Here is a 15,551-nt window from a genome sequence, read left to right as displayed (position 1 = left end):
CCGATGGCCCCGGCAATCAGTATTGTGATGCGGTCGCACAACGATGACCGCCATATCGGCCGCACGCTCGAAAGTCTGGCCCGCCAGCGCTGTCCGCGGAGCTTCGAGATCGTTTCGATCGACGACGGCTCGACGGACCGGACGCGCGGAATCATCGCGTCTTATCCGGAGATCCGGCATGTCGAGCCGCCCGCCGGTCCGTATGTTCCGGGCCGGACGCTGAATGCCGCGGTGAAGGCGTGCCGGGGAGAAGTCGTGGTCTTCAACAATGCCGATGCAATCCCGCTGGATGACGACTGGCTCGAGCGGCTGACCTCTCCGCTCTTCGCGGAGGCGGGACTGGCGGCCGCCTATGCGAACCAGCTGCCGCGCGCCGACGCTTCGTACCTGGTCCGCAAGGACCATATCCGTGCGTTCGGCGACGGCCGGACGGCGGCGAAGTGGCGTTTCTTCTTCTCGCTGGCCTCGTCGGCCGCCCGGCGCGCGGAGCTGGAGGCATTCCCGTTCTCGGAGACGGTCTGCTGTTCGGAGGATGTCGAATGGGCCCTCCGGGCGGTCGGCCGCGGCCGGAAAATCCGCTATGTGCCGGAGGCGCGGGTCGAACACTCGCACAACTACAGCTGGCGGGAGCTCGCGAGACGCTTCTACAAGGAGGGCGGAGACTCCGTGCAGATCTGCGGTTCCCCGCCCGGCTGGTTCCTCACGCTCGGGCGGGCCGGGATGGAGACGCTGCGCGACTGGCTGTTTCTCGCACCGCGCCCCGCCGGCTGGCGCGAGTTCGCCGCGGCTCCGGCCCGGCGGTTCATCCAGAGGTGCGCCTACCGGCGCGGCGCGCTGGACGCGGCGGGAAAGCGTGTGGAATCATGAAGGTCGCCCAGGTGGTCCGCCGTTTTTCGTTCGACGAGTGGGGAGGGACCGAAAACGTGGTCTGGAACAGCACGCTTGCGCTCCGCAAGCTCGGCATCGAGTCGGAGATTCTGGCGACTTCGGCGCTGTCGCTTCCGGGCGAGGAGGTGCGCGACGGGGTGAGAATCCGCCGTTTCCGCTACTTCTACCCGTATTTCCCGCTGCCGGGGAAGGACCGGCTGGCGCTCGACAAAAAGGGGGGCAGTCCCTATTCGCCGTCGCTCTCCCGGGCGATGGCGAAGGGCGGGTACGACCTGATTCATATCCATGCCGGTGGACGTATTGCGATGCTGGCGGTCGCGGCGGCGCATCAGTGCCGGATTCCGTGCGTCATCAGCCTGCACGGCGGATTCGCCGACGTGCCGAAGCAGGAGCTTGAGGAGATGCTGGCTCCGCTGCGCGGCAAATTCCATTACGGCGGGGTGCTGGACCGCCTGAGCGGGCTCCACTGCAATCCGGTCCGCGAGGCCGATGCGGTCATCTGTGTCGGGCAGAACGAGTTCCGTCTCCTCTCCCCGTACGGCGCGGAGCGCCGGGTCCTCTATTTGCCGAACGGGGTCGACATCGAAAAATTTGCGGGGACGCCGAAGGCGCGGCCGGTCCGCGAAGAGTGGAACATTCCGGCGGAACGCCGCTTGCTGCTCTGCGTTTCGCGCATCGACTATCAAAAGAACCAGAAGATGCTGATTCCGTTCCTGAAACAGCTGACCGGGCGCGGCGAGGAGGTCCATCTGCTTCTGATCGGGCCGGTTACTGCTCCCTGGTATGCGGAGGAGCTCATGGCGCTGGCGCGTCAGTGCCGGGTGGCCGACCGGGTGACGCTCGTGCCGGGACTGGCGCCGGACGATCCGCGGCTGGTCGCCGCCTTCCAGGGCGCGGATTGCTTTGTGCTGCCTTCGCTGCACGAGCCGTTCGGGATCGTTGTGCTGGAGGCGTGGGCCGCCGGACTGCCGGTGCTGGCCGCGAAGGTCGGCGGGCTGCGGCGGCTCGTGCAGAACGGTTACTCCGGGCTGCATTTCGAGCCCGGGATTCCGGCGACGCTGATGAGCGCCTACGAGCGGATCGTCCGGGAACCGGGGCTGCGCGAATCGATCGTCGGCTGGGCGCGGCAGGAGGTCAGATGCTACTCCTGGCCGGTTATCGGCAGGGAGCTTGCGCGTCTTTACGAAGGGGTCTGCCATGGCTGAAAAACGAAGGATTCTGTTTCTCGGCGGCCGCGCCGGATTCGAGGGCGGCATCGAGCGCTACATGTTCGGAACGGCCCGGCTGCTCCGGGAACACGGCTATGAGGTCTCCGGCGCATTCGATTCGCCGGGCCGGGAGGCAGACCGCTTTCTCGGCGGGTTCGACCGGATCATGAGCCGCAGTGAGGCGGCGGACCGGGCGGCGGAGTTCGAACTCGCCGCGCTGCACAAGGCCGGTTCGGCCGCCGGGCTGCGGCTGCTGGCGCGGGCCTTCGGCCGCCGCCTCGTATTCTGGGCGCATGATCACGACGTTTACTGTCCGCGGCGTTATTACTATACGCCGTTCGGCCGGAGGAACTGCGCGCGGGCGTGTTCGCGTTTCCGCTGCGCGGGCTGCGCGCTGCTGGCCTCGCCGCGCAACTGGCAGGGCGGCGGAATCGCCGGTCAGCTCGGGTTTCTGCTGCGGGATGCGCCGCGGCGGCTCGATATCCTGCGTGAAACCGGTACGGTGGTCATCTCCGATTTTATGCGGAACAATCTGCTGCGGAACGGATTCCGGGAGGAGAACATTCACCTGCTCTCCCCGTTCATCCGGGTGGAGCCGGAAGCGCGGCGGCCGGAACCGGCGCCGGAATTGCGGCTGCTGTTTCTCGGCCAGCTCCTGCGCGGCAAAGGGTGCGACCTCTTTCTGGAGATGCTGCGCGCTCTCGGCGGTCCGTTCCGGGCGGTTATCGCCGGGGACGGCAATGATCGGGCCGGACTCGAGGCGATGAGCCGGGCGTTCGGGTTCGGAGAGCGTGTCCGTTTCCTCGGCTGGTGCGGCCGGCCGGAGGAGCTGTTCGCCGAAGCGGACGCGGCGGTTTTTCCATTCCGCTGGCAGGAACCGTTCGGCCTCTGCGGGCTGGAGGCGGCCGCGCACGGGGTGCCGGTGGTCGCCTTCGACCTGGGCGGCGTGCGGGAGTGGCTGATCGACGGCGTGACCGGGATCGCGGTCAAGCCGTTCGACGGGAAGGCGATGGCCGCCGCCGTGGCGCGGCTGCGCGATTCCGCCGGCCTGCGACGCGAAATGGGGGCAAACGGCCGCCGGCTGGCAGCCGAACGTTTTTCGGAGGAGCGGTTTCTGGCCGGATTCGGCCGTCTGTGCGGAGGTTCGGCATGAGAATTCTAATTTCGTGCATCCCGTTCGATCGCGGCAGGTCGGGCATTTCAACCTACATCCGGAACGTGGTCGGCGAGCTGGCGGCGCAGGGACATGACCTGACGCTGCTGGTCGAACCCGGAGACGCCGGATTCTTCCCCGGCTTCCGGACCATTCAGGCGCCCGGCTGGACCCGCCGCGCCGTCTGTTCGATGCTCTGGCACCTGCTGATCCTGCCGTTCCGGATCCGCCGGAAAGAGTACGATTTCTGCCTGATCGCGGCCGCGAACCGGCGCGCTTTCGCCTGTTATCCGCTCTTTACGGTTGCGGTGGTTCACGACCTCGCCCAGTACCATGTCGCCGGCAAATACGACCGCCTCCGCATGTTTTATCTGAAGCATGTGCTGCCGTTCTTCATCCGCCGCGCCCCGGCGGTGCTGGCGATCAGCCGTTCGACGGCGCGGGATCTCGAAACGTTCTGGCGCGTTGCGCCGCAGAAGATCCGGGTGGTCTGGAACGGCCTCTCTCTGCCGGAGGTGTCGAATCCGCTGCACGACTGGCCGGAACGGAACGGCCTCGCCGCGGAGCCGTATATCCTGTACATATCGCGCATCGAGTCGCCCGGGAAAAACCACCTGAACCTCATCCGCGCCTTCGAACTCCTGCCGGAGCGCCTGGCCTCCCGCTGCCGGCTCGTCTGCGCGGGGGCGGACTGGCACGGGGCGGAGGCCGTCCACGCCGCGGCGGCGAACTCGTCCCGGCGCGGCCGGATTCTCTTCCCCGGCTTCCTGCCTGCCGGAGATCTCGAAGCCGCCTTCCGGAATGCGGCCTGCTATGTGTTCCCCTCCTTTTTCGAAGGGTTCGGCCTGTCGCTGATCGAGGCGATGCACTATCGGGTGCCGTGCTGCTGCTCGAACAACTCGTCGCTCGGCGAGATCGGGGAGGGAGCCGCGCTGCTTTTCGACCCCCGCAAACCGGAGGAGATCGCGGCGGCGCTGACCACCATTCTCGAATCGGAAGAGACGCGCTCCCGGCTCATCGCCGCCGGAGAGGAACGGGCGCGCGCATTCCGCTGGAGTACGCACGCCGCGAAGATCGCCGGCTGGTGCCGCGAGGCGGCCGTTTCGCATTCCGCGGCGGTCCTGTTCGGCATTCCGGTCGCCCGGGTCGCCACGGCGGAGGCGCTCGACCGGATTGCGGAGCTGGCGGGGCGTCCGCCGGCCGGCCGCTGCCGGATCCTGGTGACGCTGAACGTCGATTTTCTCGTCAACGCGCTTCCGGTATGTTTCCATCGCGCCGTGCCGGGGCTTCTGCCGGTGCTGCGGAGGGCGGATTTCGTCTGTGCGGACGGCATGCCGGTCGTCCTTCTGAGCCGCCTGCTCGGCTGTCCGCTCCCGGAACGGGTGGCCGGGGCGGATCTCGTTCCGCTCCTGGCGGAGCGTGCGGCGCGGGACGGTCTCCGGCTCTATTTTCTCGGCGGGGCCCCCGACCAGACGCGGAAGGCGGAAGCGATTCTGCTCGAACGCTTTCCCGGTCTCCGGATCGTCGGAATCGACACTCCGTTCGTTTCGCCGGACGACACGGAGGAGAGCCGCCGGCAGGATGCGGAGATCTGCGCAAGGATCAATGCCGCGCGCCCGGATCTGCTGCTGGTCGCCTTCGGCAACCCGAAGCAGGAGCTGTGGCTCGGCCGGAACGCCGCGCAGCTGAAGGCCGCCGCCGCGATCGGGATCGGCGGCTCGTTCAATTTTCTCAGCGGCTCGGTCAGGCGCGCACCGCGCTGGATGCAGCGGTCGGGACTCGAATGGGTCTACCGGATCGTTCAGGAGCCCGCCCGGCTCTGGAAGCGTTACGGACTCGGACTGTTGAAGTTCGGCTGGCTCGCCGGATGGTCGGCGGCGGCTTCGTGGATTGGCGCGCTCCTGCCGAATTGCAGGGAACCCGTTTTCGCATTCCGGGAAAAGGAAAATGTCGTGGAGGCGGAGTGCTCCGGCGTTCACCGCCTCGGCAATCCGGAGCGGCGGACCATCCTCGCCGCCCGGCTGGAGGCGGACCGGAGACGGTGTCCGCTGCGCTTCCGCAATGCCGGGCCGCTGCTGCGTTTCCAGCTCCGGGCGCACCGTCTGCTGTGAGTTTCGTGCGTCGCGGAGCCGTCCCCGGGTTCCGCGGCCGGGCAAGCCGTATCGGCACCGGTCATTGATAGGAGGTGAGAAACTGCGCTTCGGGTCCGGCTTCGACGCGGCGGGTGAAGCGCGGCGCATTCAGCTCCACCTTCACCGGCTTTGCCGCCCGGATGCGGACGGCGGCGACCCGGCTGTTTTTCCAGGCCAGGTCGAGCGTCACGCCGTTCCGGGCGCGGACGCCGGTCAGTTTCCCTTCCTCCCAGCCCGGCGGCAGTGCCGGCAGCAGGTCGAGGATCATCGTGCCGTCGGCACTCCGGCGATGGCTCTGTACGAGCAGCTCCGCGATTGCGGCCGGAATGCCGAGATTCGCGTCGATCTGGAACGGCGGGTGCGCCGAGAGCAGATTCGGATAGATGCCGCCGGATTGATAAGAGGTTTCCGCCGCGGGGTCCACCGGGGTCAGGAACTCCTTCAGCACGGCCTCCGCCCTGCCGCCGTCGCGGAAGCGGGCCCAGAGGGCGAGGCGCCAGCACATGGCCCAGCCGGTGCTGCGGTCGCCGCGGCGGATCAGCGAAATCCGCGCGGCTTCATAGCGCTCCGGATCGCAATCGGGCGTGAAGAGTTCTCCGGGGTAGACGCCGTACAGATGCGACAGATGGCGGTGGTGCGGCTCGGCTTCCTCATACGCTTCGTCGTATTCGAGCAGCTGTCCGGCTTCGCCGATTCCGGGCCGGCGGAGCCGGGCGAGCGCGGGTTCGCTCTCCGCGAGCAGCGGTTCGTCGAGCCCGAGTTCCGCGGCGGCTTCGGCCAGGTTCAGGAAGCATTCGCGAATCAGCTCGAGGTCCATGCTGCTGCCGCAGGCGCAGACGGTCGCGGTTCTGCCGCTTTCGGGATCGAGAAAACCGTTTTCGGGCGAGGTGGACGGCGAAGTCCCGAGTGCGCCGCTTTCATCCCCGGTCAGCAGGTCGAGCGCGAATGCGGCGCTGCCGCGCAGGAGCGGATAGGCTTCGCGCAGAAACTCGAGATTCCCGGTAAAGCGGTAATATTCGCAGATATGGCGGCAGAGCCAGAGCCCGGCGACCGGCCAGTACGCCCAGCGCGCCTGGCCCGTCGCCGGATACGTGAAGCGCCAGAGGTCGCTGTTGTGGTGCAGACACCAGCCGCGCGCGTGATAAAGCCGTTCCGCCGTCTCCTTCCCCGCCTCGGCGGCTTCGCGCAGAAAGCGGAACAGCGGCTCGGCGCATTCGGCCAGGTTGGCGGGCAGCGCCGACCAGTAGTTCATTTCGAGGTTGATGTTCGTCGTGTAATTGCTTCCCCACGGCGGCAGCGTGTGCCGGTTCCAGATGCCCTGAAGATTGGCGGGCTCGGTACCGGGGCGGCTCGATGCGAGCAGCAGATAGCGCCCGTAGTTGTAGAGCAATGCGGCGAGCGCGGGGGAGGGGGCGCCGGTGCCGGCGGCCAGCCGTTCGTCGGTCGGCAGCGCGTCGGCGGCGTCCTCCGGCAATTCGAGGCTTGAGCGCCGGTAGTAGAGCTGATGCTCTTCGATGTGGGCGCGCCGGAGCGCGTCGCTGCCGGCTGCTGCGGCCCGGTCGAGATCGGCACGGCACGCTTCGGCCGGAAACGCGCCGGCCGGTTCCCGGTTCCACCCCCGGAAATCGGAACGGATCGCGACAAGCAACTGGATGGAATCCGCCCCGCTTGCGGTCAGGGCGCCTGCTCCGGCTGCGACGGTTCCCCCTTCGGCCAGCAGCCGGGCGCGGATTTCGAAACGGATTCCGCCGCGCCCTTCCGCATCGGTCTCGGTGATTTCGTCCCCGCGGGCGTGAACCGGGCAGACGCCGTTCAGGAAGAGGTCTCCCGCTTCGATGCCGACAGTGTGCCGCAGCGGCGAATCGAGCGACAGCGCGAAGCCGGCCGTTCCGGGGACGGTCGCGGTACAGCGCATGACGAGCACCTGATGCGGGGCGGAGACGAACCATTCGCAGAGGAGTCCGCCGGTCCGGGTCGCGGCGACGGCCTCCGACAGCTCCAGCTCCCGGCGGTATTCTCCGTCCGGAAGCGGACCGGCAAAGCGGAGTTTCAGCCGCCCGGCCGGAAGATACCCTTCGCTGTCGTAATGCAGCATATGCGAGGAGATGAATTCGTCCGCTTCGGCAAACCTCCGCTCCCGCAGGAGCCTGCGGGCTTCGCCGAGCTGTTCGAAATAGCCGCCGCCGTCGAAGCTGCGCGGCCGTCCGCCCCACAGGGTATCTTCGTTGAGTTCGATGAGCTCCTCGTCGGCACGGCCGTAGACCATGGCGCCGATGCGGCCGTTTCCGAGCGGAAGCGCTTCCTCCCAGCAGCGGGCCGGGTTCCGGTAAAAGAGAAGATGTTGTCCGTTCGTCATGAATCCCTCCCGAAATGTTTCCAACAACGTACACCGCGGAGCACCGGCCGTCAACCCCGCCGCCGGAATAATCGCAAAAAAGACGGCGCGGCTATTGACAACAGCGGTTTGTTTTGGTATAATTATAGGGTGAAACAACATGTTGTTTGTTGTCAGGAAGGAAACGAATGCCGGAGAACGTGAATATGCGGGATGTCGCCCGGGCGGCCGGAGTGTCGCCGGGGACGGTTTCGCGGGTGCTGAGCAACCGGATGGGGCGCACCCGGGTATCCGTCGCGACCAGGCAGAAGATCCTCGACGCGGTGCGCACGCTCGACTATGTGCCGAACATCAATGCGCGGCGGCTTTTTTCGAACCGCTCCGGCGTTTTCGGGCTTGTGCTGCCCCGGTTCGACTTTCCGATGCGGCGGATGTTCGAGGACCAGCACCTGATGCGGATTCTGGCCGGCATCGAAGAGACGATTTCGCCGGAGGGCTACCGGGTCCTGCTGATTTTCGCGGACCGCGACTTCGTTTCCGGCAAGGAGTATCTGAATATTTTCCGCAGCAAACAGCTCGACGGCGTATTCATCTGGGGGGCGGCCAGCGCGGACCGCTTTTACGCGGAACTCGGGGAGCACGGTTATCCGCATGTGTTCATTACGACCCGTCCGGACTGCGGGGACCCTGCCGCCTGTTTCCGGGGGAATTACACCGAGGCGAGCCGTCTGGCCGTGGAGCATCTTCTGGAGAAAGGGCACCGCCGCATCGGCTGGTGCGCGAACGGAGACGACGTGACGAGCCTGCAGGGCGAGCTGGATCTCGGCATCCGGCAGGCGCTCAACGCGAATAATCTGGGCTGGGATGAAACGATTGTCCCGATGCGCTGCAACTATCTGTATTCGCACGGCTGTGAGTTTGCCGAAGCGTTCGCTCCCGGCGGAGCCTCCCCGGTCAGCGCGCTGCTGTTCGTGAGCCACGATTCGGCGCGGGGCTGCTGCGACGTCTTTTCGTCGCGCGGAATCCGCATTCCGGAGGAGTGCGCGGTGGCCTGCTGCGACAGCCTGGTCGAAGAAAAATCGATCCTGAAAATCACCCGCGTCGCGATGGATGATTTCGAAATCGGGGCCGCCGCCGCCCGGCGGCTGCTGAAAACGGCGGATTCCGGAACGGACTCCGGCGATGAGGAAAAACTGCCGGTGATCTTTGTTCCCGGCGAGACGACCTGATCCGGATTCCGGATGAGTCACTGGTGCAACCGCTTCCCGGTAAATATAACGGAACAAAAGGAGACAGTGCCATGTACAGGAACCGCTTCACCCTGATCGAACTGCTGGTGGTTATTGCAATCATCGGGATTCTCGCCTCCATGCTCCTGCCGGCGCTGCAGCAGGCGCGCGAACGCGCCTACGGCGGCGACTGCGTCGGAAACCTGAAGCAGGTCGGCCAGGCGTCATTGATGTACACGAACGACTACGGCGATTATATCGTGCCCGTCCGGCGCGACCCTTCGATTGTGAATCAGGTCGATGAGGATGGCGGCGCCTGGAGCTGGCAGGTCTCGAAGTACACCGGCCAGGGCTACAAGGTGTTCCACTGCAAACTCGACAAGCATACGAAGGGATTCTGGCGCGACACCCGCCCGCTGTCGTATATGATCAATGCGGATGTCAATATGACGAATTTCGGCGACCACCCGAATCTGAATCCGCGGAATCCCGCCGGCAAGAAGATCACATCGATCAAAAGGCCGTCGAATATTTTCCTCTTCACCTGCATCAATAAAGCCTTCGACCGCCATCCGAACGGAGCCGAAACCGATGGCGCGGCCGTCGGATATGCGAACTCCATCGACCGTTTCGATTACTATTCGTCGAACTGGGCGCCGTTCGGAGAGTTCGGGCAGGGGCTGTATATCGACGGCCACGGCGGCGGCACCAACATCGCCACGGTCGACGGCAGCGTCCGCAACTACAAGTACTACGACATCGTCGGCTACTGGATTTTCGGCACGGATTATACCTCGGCCCGGCAGCATTACGACCTTACCTACCCCGACAATCAGTGACCGCTCCGGACGGAGACCGGCGGAAAAGAGTTTGAAGAGAAAACACGGAAACCGTATCGGAGTTGAGACATGAATCGATGGATGGTTTCGGCGGCGCTCATCGCCGCCGCGGGGGTACTGTATGCCGAAACGGTCCGGTTCGATGATGAGCCGCAGAAGATGCTGACCGTGAAAACACGGCGGAAGGAGATGAAAACCGTTCCGCTGTTCGACGGCGGCGGCAGGACGAACTTCCGGTTCGCCGCCGAGTTCCAGACTTTCAATTTGAATCCGGCCGGGCAGCACTGCGGGTTCCTGCTGGTCGGGAGCAGGCGCAAGCTTCATCTGCTGACGCGCGGCGACACGGTCAACTATGTTCCGCTCTCCGGCGGCGAAGAGGCGATAGGTCCGATCGCACCGAAGCTCTCCGGCACGCTGTCAAACGCCTGGACGAAGCTCGAACTCGAATACCGCGGCGGTTTCATCGAAATCAGCTGCAACCGGAAGTATGTCGGCAGCATCGACTTCGATCTCGGGGAACTTGCGGAGGTGCAGGCTTACGGATACCGCGGCGACCTCGCGCTCCGCAGCGCCTCGCTCGAGGAGCTCGAGGCGGCGAATACGGCGGCCGACCCGGCGGCTCCGCCGATTCTGTATGCGCCGTTCGACGGTACGGCCGACGCGGGGCCGGTCAGGGCGGCGGGGAGCGGCGGCGTCTCGTTCGAACCCGGTTTGAGCGGTCAGGCGGCAGTGATCCGCACCCTGCGGAACGGAAACTCCGGGATCTGTTTCCCGGTCCGGCTGAATCCGTCGCAGGGGGCGTTCAGCTTCTGGTTCCGGCCGGACTGGGAGGGCGAGGTGCGCGATTCGATGCCGTGGTACCATCTGCTTACCGGGCAGGATGAGAGCGGGAAAAACGCCGTGAACATCTTCTGGTGGAACTGGCTGCGCGCCGATTTTCCGCGCCGCGGCGACCTCGAGCCGGTTTCGCTGGCCCGCATGATGCGGGCGATCAATCACCCCGGCGACTGGATTCATCTCGCGTTCGTCTATGACAACAGCGGCTGGAGCACGATCTATGTCAACGCTCTGCCGTACAAAATCGGTTCGACCTGGATGGATGAGAAACCGGTCCGGATCGGCAACTTCGATTTCGGCAAGGTGAAACAGCTGCTGGTCGGCTCCGCGCCGGAGACGAACGGTCTCGTCCGCGCGGCCGACGGAGCGATCGATGAGTTCAAAGTTTACAACCGCCCGCTGACCTGGCGGGAGGTCTCCGCCGAATTCCGCCGCTTCGTCCCGTTCGACCTGATGCTTGACAAGGCCGCCTTTACGACCGATGAGGAGGTTGTCCTCGAAGTCGCTGCGGCTCCGGCGGATTTCTACAGCGTGCCGAAGCCGGACGGATACGATCCGGACGAACCGCTCGCGGCGCGGAAACTCACGCTGAAGCTCTGCGACCCGGAGGAGAAAAAGGTGTTGTGCCGGGGCTCCTTCAATCCAGTCGGGACAACCGGCGTGCAGCGCTTTGCCCTGCGGGCCGGAAAGCTGCCGCAGAAGCTCTACCACCTGCAGGCGGAGATCGAAAACCCGGAGGGAGTTCCTGCCCGGCGGAGTTTCCCGGTGACCGTCTACCGCCCGGAGTATGAGCGGAAAACCGCCGCTGCCGGAACGGAGCTGAAGATCGGAGCGCGGATTTTCACCCGTGATCTGACCGCTCCTCCGCTGAGCGGATTTCTCGCGGATGCGCCGGTCCGGCAGGGCAGTTCCGAGGCCGGGAAGTACACAGAGGCCGGGGAACGCAAGGGGAACCGTTTCGCTTTCGAGATTCCGTTCGGGGCCATGCACCGCCGGGGCAGGCCGGTCCTGCTCGAAATCGAGTGGCCCGACGACAAACCGCGCTCGATGGGGCTCTATCTGTATGTGAAAAGCGATGAGGCGATGCATCGCGACCGCCTCGAGGGCGGCATTCAAGCCGGGGACGAGTATCCGAACTCCGGCAGGATGGTGAAGACGCGTTATCTGTTCTACCCCGGTGAATCGCGCTATCTCTTCGAGGCGCGCACCATGATTGACCATCTTCCGGCCGCCGTGTCGCGGGTCAGCGTCTACGAACTGCCGGAGGGGCTGCCCGGACTTGCCGTGAAAATGCCGGACGGCTGCCGTCCGCGCAGCTTCGGCCATCTCGACGAGGACCAGACCGTCGATATGACCTTCGGCTACGACATTGAGAGCCGGGTCCGGAGCCCGTTCCGCACCGGGCGGGTGGCCGACCGTCTCGCCGAATACATGAACTACACAGGGCAGAATATGCTTTCGTACTCGCTCCTTCGCTACGACTTCTGCTTCTATCCGCTGAACAACTATGTCGGGAACGGGCTTCTGCCGTATGCGCCGGGCGATGTGCCGCTCTTTCTCCGCATGCTGCACGGCAGCGGCATCGATTTCGTATCGAGCGTGAACATCTACAATCTGCCGGAGTTCAACCTCCAGCCGCAGAACCGCGCCGCGCTGCGCGAAAAGGGATTTCTGCTTTACGATTACAGGGATGAAGCCGCCGAATCGGCCGCGCCGAACTTTTTCCACCCCGAGGCGCGCCGGCTGATTCTCGATCACATCCGGAGGATCGTCGGGCGGTACGGCAATCTGCCGGGTTTCCGCGGGATCGACCTCTGGGGCGGTTTTACGCTGAATGCCGAACACGGCTACGACAACTGGACCGCCGGCGAATTCGCGCGGTTGCGGAACATCGCGCTGCCGGAGTCGATGAAGGAGCGTTACGAACTGCTGAACGGCCGTTACCGCGATGAATGGTTGAAATTCCGGGCCGACGGGCTCACCTCCTTCCTGACCGAAGTTGCGGCGGTGGTGAAGGCCGCGAATCCGGCGCTGTCGACGGTCCTGTCGGTCAGCGGCGAACCGCTGCGCGGCAGTTATGCGCTCGAGAGCGGCGACGGCATCGACACGGCGAAATGGTATTATGAAAACAGCGCGCTCGACCTCGGCGCCGCGGCGAAAATCCCGGGCTTCCGGCTCGCGGCCATGCGTTTTGCGACCGACTATCGCTGGGCGAAGCATTGGGGCAAGCCGGAGTCGACCATCGACGAGCAGCTCTACGACTTCGAGCGCATGAAGCCGTTCGGTCCGGCCGGCGTGGCCAACAGCTATCTGCAATACTTCGAGACCTTCAACGATTCGCTGCAGCCGGATGTGTTCAAGGCTTACTTCCAGAATGCGGACGTCAAGCCGCACGGGCGGTTCTTCCTGAAGGAGCTGGTGTTCAACGTCGCGGCGGCCGACGCCTCCCGGATTCTCATCGGCGCGCAGCCGATCGGGACCTGGGGGCGCGACGCCGAAGCGCGCGAGTTCGCCCGGGCCTATACGGCGCTGCCGGCCGAGCCGTTCACGCTTGCCGAAGGACCGCACGACCCGGTGACCGTCCGCTATTTCGAGGCGAAGGACGGCACCTATTTCTATGCGGCGAGTTTGCTCTGGGACGCCGGCGCAGTTACGCTTTCGCTCCCGGCGGACACCATTGTCACGGATCTTTCGACCGGAGAATCGCTGGCGGTTCCGCCCGACGGCAAATTGACGCTGCCGCTGAAGGCGTACGAACTGCGCAGTTTTTTCACTCCGGGCAAAGTTGCTCCGAAAGTTGAAGGCGCGCAGATTTCGGAGCGCCAGCGGCAGGCGGCCGCAAAGCGCCTGAAGGAGCTCGACAGGACCTTGGAGTTTCTGCGGAAGGCCGGGCTCGCATCCGACAGGGCCGAGAAGAAACTCGGGGAAGCGAAGCGCGCCGTCGGGCGGAACGAGTACGCCGAAGCGCACCGGCTGCTGTTTTCGAAGCTGCTGAACGGCGTGATCCGGCAGTTGCCGCCGGCGGAAAACGGCCATTTGCTGAAGCGGCAGGAGATGATCCGGGCGTCGCGTTTTGCGGTGAACTGCGGCAGCGGCGAGTATGACTATTATGTGGCGAAGGACGGCACGCTCTTCTTCCCGGATCATCCGTGGGACGGCGTTTACGGCTCCGTCAGCGACGGCAGCCAGATCGGGCGGGCGATTCAGAACATCGAAGGTACCGACGACCCCGAACTCTATGCGACGGAGGCGTACAATCTCGACGCCTACCGGTTCAAGGTCCGCAACGGCGCTTACACGGTGAGGGTCTATCTGAAGATCGGCTACGAACCGAATGCAAAGGAGGGGAGGGGAGTCTTTACGCTGACGGTCAACGGGCGCAGATTCCTCGACAACTTCGACCTGTTCCGGGAGACGGGCAGCTTCAACCGGGCGATCGTGCGTGAAATGAAAGGCATCGAAGTGACGGACGGCATGCTGACACTCGACTTTACGGTGCCGGACGGAGTGCATCCGTCGGTGCGTTTCCTGAACGCGATCGAGGTGATTCCGGAATAGGTGCTCCCCCGGTCCGGTGCAGACGGATGGTTCCGGTTTGCGGCTGAAATGCGCCGCGGGCCGGAACTCATTTTTTTCCCGGCTGAACGGCGATGAGGCAAAAATACGGATTCGCGCATTTCCGGCGCTTGTTTTTTTCCCTGACCGGAATTATGTTATTCCGGATATCTGTTATGATGGGCGGAGATATGCCGCGCAGCCGTTTTCCGTCCGCTTCCCGAAATATGTGAAAGGCAGGCAGCAATGACGGTTATCGATGCCGTGAAGCAGGATGCCGGACCCGGTGTCTTCGCATGGAAATTTCCGGGAGTCTTCGAGCGGGACGCCGCTGATCGTTTCGGAGTCGCAGGAGACGGTCCAGCCGCAGGGCGGGAAGGTGGTCTGCCCGTTCTGCCCCGGCCGTCATGTTTCGAGCCCGGCCGATGGTCCGGGGCTGATCTCGATCGTGAAAACGGTGACGGAGGAGTCTCCCTTTTTCCGCCGAAACCTGGTTTATCCGGAAAGCGCTCAAGCTCGATATTCCGTGGAAGACCGCCGGACCGATGCCGCTTGAAGACCCGAATTCCCGGATCATGCTGCCGGTCAATGCCCGAACTGCGGCGGCAGGATTTTTGCTGGTGCTTCTGTGCGGGTGCGGTACGAAGTTGAGTTGATGGAAAGGAGACGCGAAATCATGTCAGGCAAATCGAAACTGGTATGGCCGGTCATCACGCTGCTGCTTCTCGGGATGACGGCGGCCGCCGGGCTGCTGCTGGTGGAAAGTCCGGAGCGGGACACCGGATTCTGGGTCACCCTCGTGCCGATCATGCTGGCTGAGGCCATGTTCGGATTTTCGTTCGCCGATTTCGGCAGCCGTCTGAAGGAGAGCTTCGGGCTGTTCCGCGCCGGCAGCGGTGTGGTGGTGGTCGGCTATTTTATTTTCACGATGATCATGATTCCCGTCTATGGGAACGGCATTTCGACCCGGACGCTCCTGGTCGTGCAGATCATCGGCTTCGGCGTCACGCTGATCATGCAGCTGCTGTTCGGCCTGGCCGGCCGGGCGGCGGTTGAGGGGGTGACCGGCTTTGCGGTGACGGAACGGAACAAGACCGGCTTCAAGCTTGAGTCGGCCGCTCTGCTGTCGGAGCTCAAAACGCGTTTCCCGCGGGAGACGGAGCTCCTGAGGGAAAGCGGCCGGCTGGCCGAAGCGGCGCGGTTTGCGGCCGAGAGCGTGAAGGCCTCCGCCCACATCGACGACAAAATCTGCGATGGCTTCCTGAAACTGCGGGCATCCGCGGCAGAGTATCCGCCGGAACGGATGCTCGAGGAGATGCGCGCTTTGCGCGAGCTCTTCCGGCAGCGCGAGGAGCTGATCAAAAATCTTCGCTGA

10 protein-coding genes are annotated in these 15,551 nt (G+C 64.7%); 9 read left to right on the top strand and 1 reads right to left on the bottom strand.

Translation table 11 applies throughout. From position 1 onward, the window contains the following. Nucleotides 1–3: 3 nt before the first annotated feature. The 4 genes from FYJ85_RS09895 to FYJ85_RS09880 are packed head-to-tail and all read left to right on the top strand — an operon-like array spanning nt 4 to nt 5,360. Nucleotides 4–867, top strand: a complete 864-nt coding sequence (locus FYJ85_RS09895) for a glycosyltransferase family 2 protein (RefSeq protein WP_106055229.1) — start codon at nt 4–6, stop codon at nt 865–867. Then, a complete protein-coding gene (locus FYJ85_RS09890; protein ID WP_206213084.1) occupies nt 864–2,093 on the top strand; it encodes a glycosyltransferase family 4 protein in 1,230 nt (409 codons plus the stop codon). The genes FYJ85_RS09895 and FYJ85_RS09890 overlap by 4 nt, the downstream gene beginning before the upstream one ends. Further along, entirely contained in the window at nt 2,086–3,249 is a 1,164-nt protein-coding gene (locus FYJ85_RS09885) for a glycosyltransferase family 4 protein (RefSeq protein ID WP_106055231.1), read from the top strand. Before FYJ85_RS09890 ends, FYJ85_RS09885 begins: the two co-directional genes overlap by 8 nt. Next, nucleotides 3,246–5,360 carry a WecB/TagA/CpsF family glycosyltransferase gene (locus tag FYJ85_RS09880; protein WP_154418223.1) on the top strand — a complete coding sequence of 705 codons (2,115 nt, stop codon included), beginning with the start codon at nt 3,246–3,248 and terminating at the stop codon, nt 5,358–5,360. The genes FYJ85_RS09885 and FYJ85_RS09880 overlap by 4 nt, the downstream gene beginning before the upstream one ends. Nucleotides 5,361–5,421: 61 nt before the next feature. Here FYJ85_RS09880 and FYJ85_RS09875 read toward each other — a convergent pair whose 3' ends face one another. Continuing rightward, a complete protein-coding gene (locus FYJ85_RS09875; protein WP_206213083.1) occupies nt 5,422–7,737 on the bottom strand; it encodes a glycoside hydrolase family 95 protein in 2,316 nt (771 codons plus the stop codon). 167 nt (nt 7,738–7,904) lie between these two features. On the opposite strand from FYJ85_RS09875, the gene FYJ85_RS09870 reads away from it, so the two are divergent. The 5 genes from FYJ85_RS09870 (at nt 7,905) to FYJ85_RS09850 (ending at nt 15,551) form a co-directional block, all read left to right on the top strand. Then, entirely contained in the window at nt 7,905–8,945 is a 1,041-nt protein-coding gene (locus FYJ85_RS09870; RefSeq protein WP_154418219.1) for a LacI family DNA-binding transcriptional regulator, read from the top strand. A gap of 71 nt (nt 8,946–9,016) precedes the next feature. Next, on the top strand, nt 9,017–9,784 hold the full coding sequence (locus FYJ85_RS09865) for a type II secretion system protein (RefSeq protein WP_106055235.1): 768 nt from the start codon (nt 9,017–9,019) through the stop codon (nt 9,782–9,784). A 69-nt stretch (nt 9,785–9,853) separates the two neighbouring features. Then, nucleotides 9,854–14,179, top strand: a complete 4,326-nt coding sequence (locus FYJ85_RS09860; RefSeq protein WP_154418217.1) for a malectin domain-containing carbohydrate-binding protein — start codon at nt 9,854–9,856, stop codon at nt 14,177–14,179. Between the two features lie 283 nt (nt 14,180–14,462). Next, nucleotides 14,463–14,732, top strand: coding sequence for a hypothetical protein (locus tag FYJ85_RS09855; RefSeq protein ID WP_154418215.1), 270 nt, complete (start codon nt 14,463–14,465; stop codon nt 14,730–14,732). A 120-nt stretch (nt 14,733–14,852) separates the two neighbouring features. Next, the gene (locus FYJ85_RS09850) at nt 14,853–15,551 is read left to right on the top strand and encodes a hypothetical protein (RefSeq protein ID WP_154418213.1); all 699 of its coding nucleotides are present in this window, start codon (nt 14,853–14,855) and stop codon (nt 15,549–15,551) included.

Origin of the sequence: Victivallis lenta, assembly GCF_009695545.1 — a bacterium.
Lineage (GTDB): Bacteria > Verrucomicrobiota > Lentisphaeria > Victivallales > Victivallaceae > Victivallis > Victivallis lenta.
The sequence above is the reverse complement of the archived record's forward strand: the minus strand, read 5'-3'. Positions and strand labels throughout refer to the sequence as shown.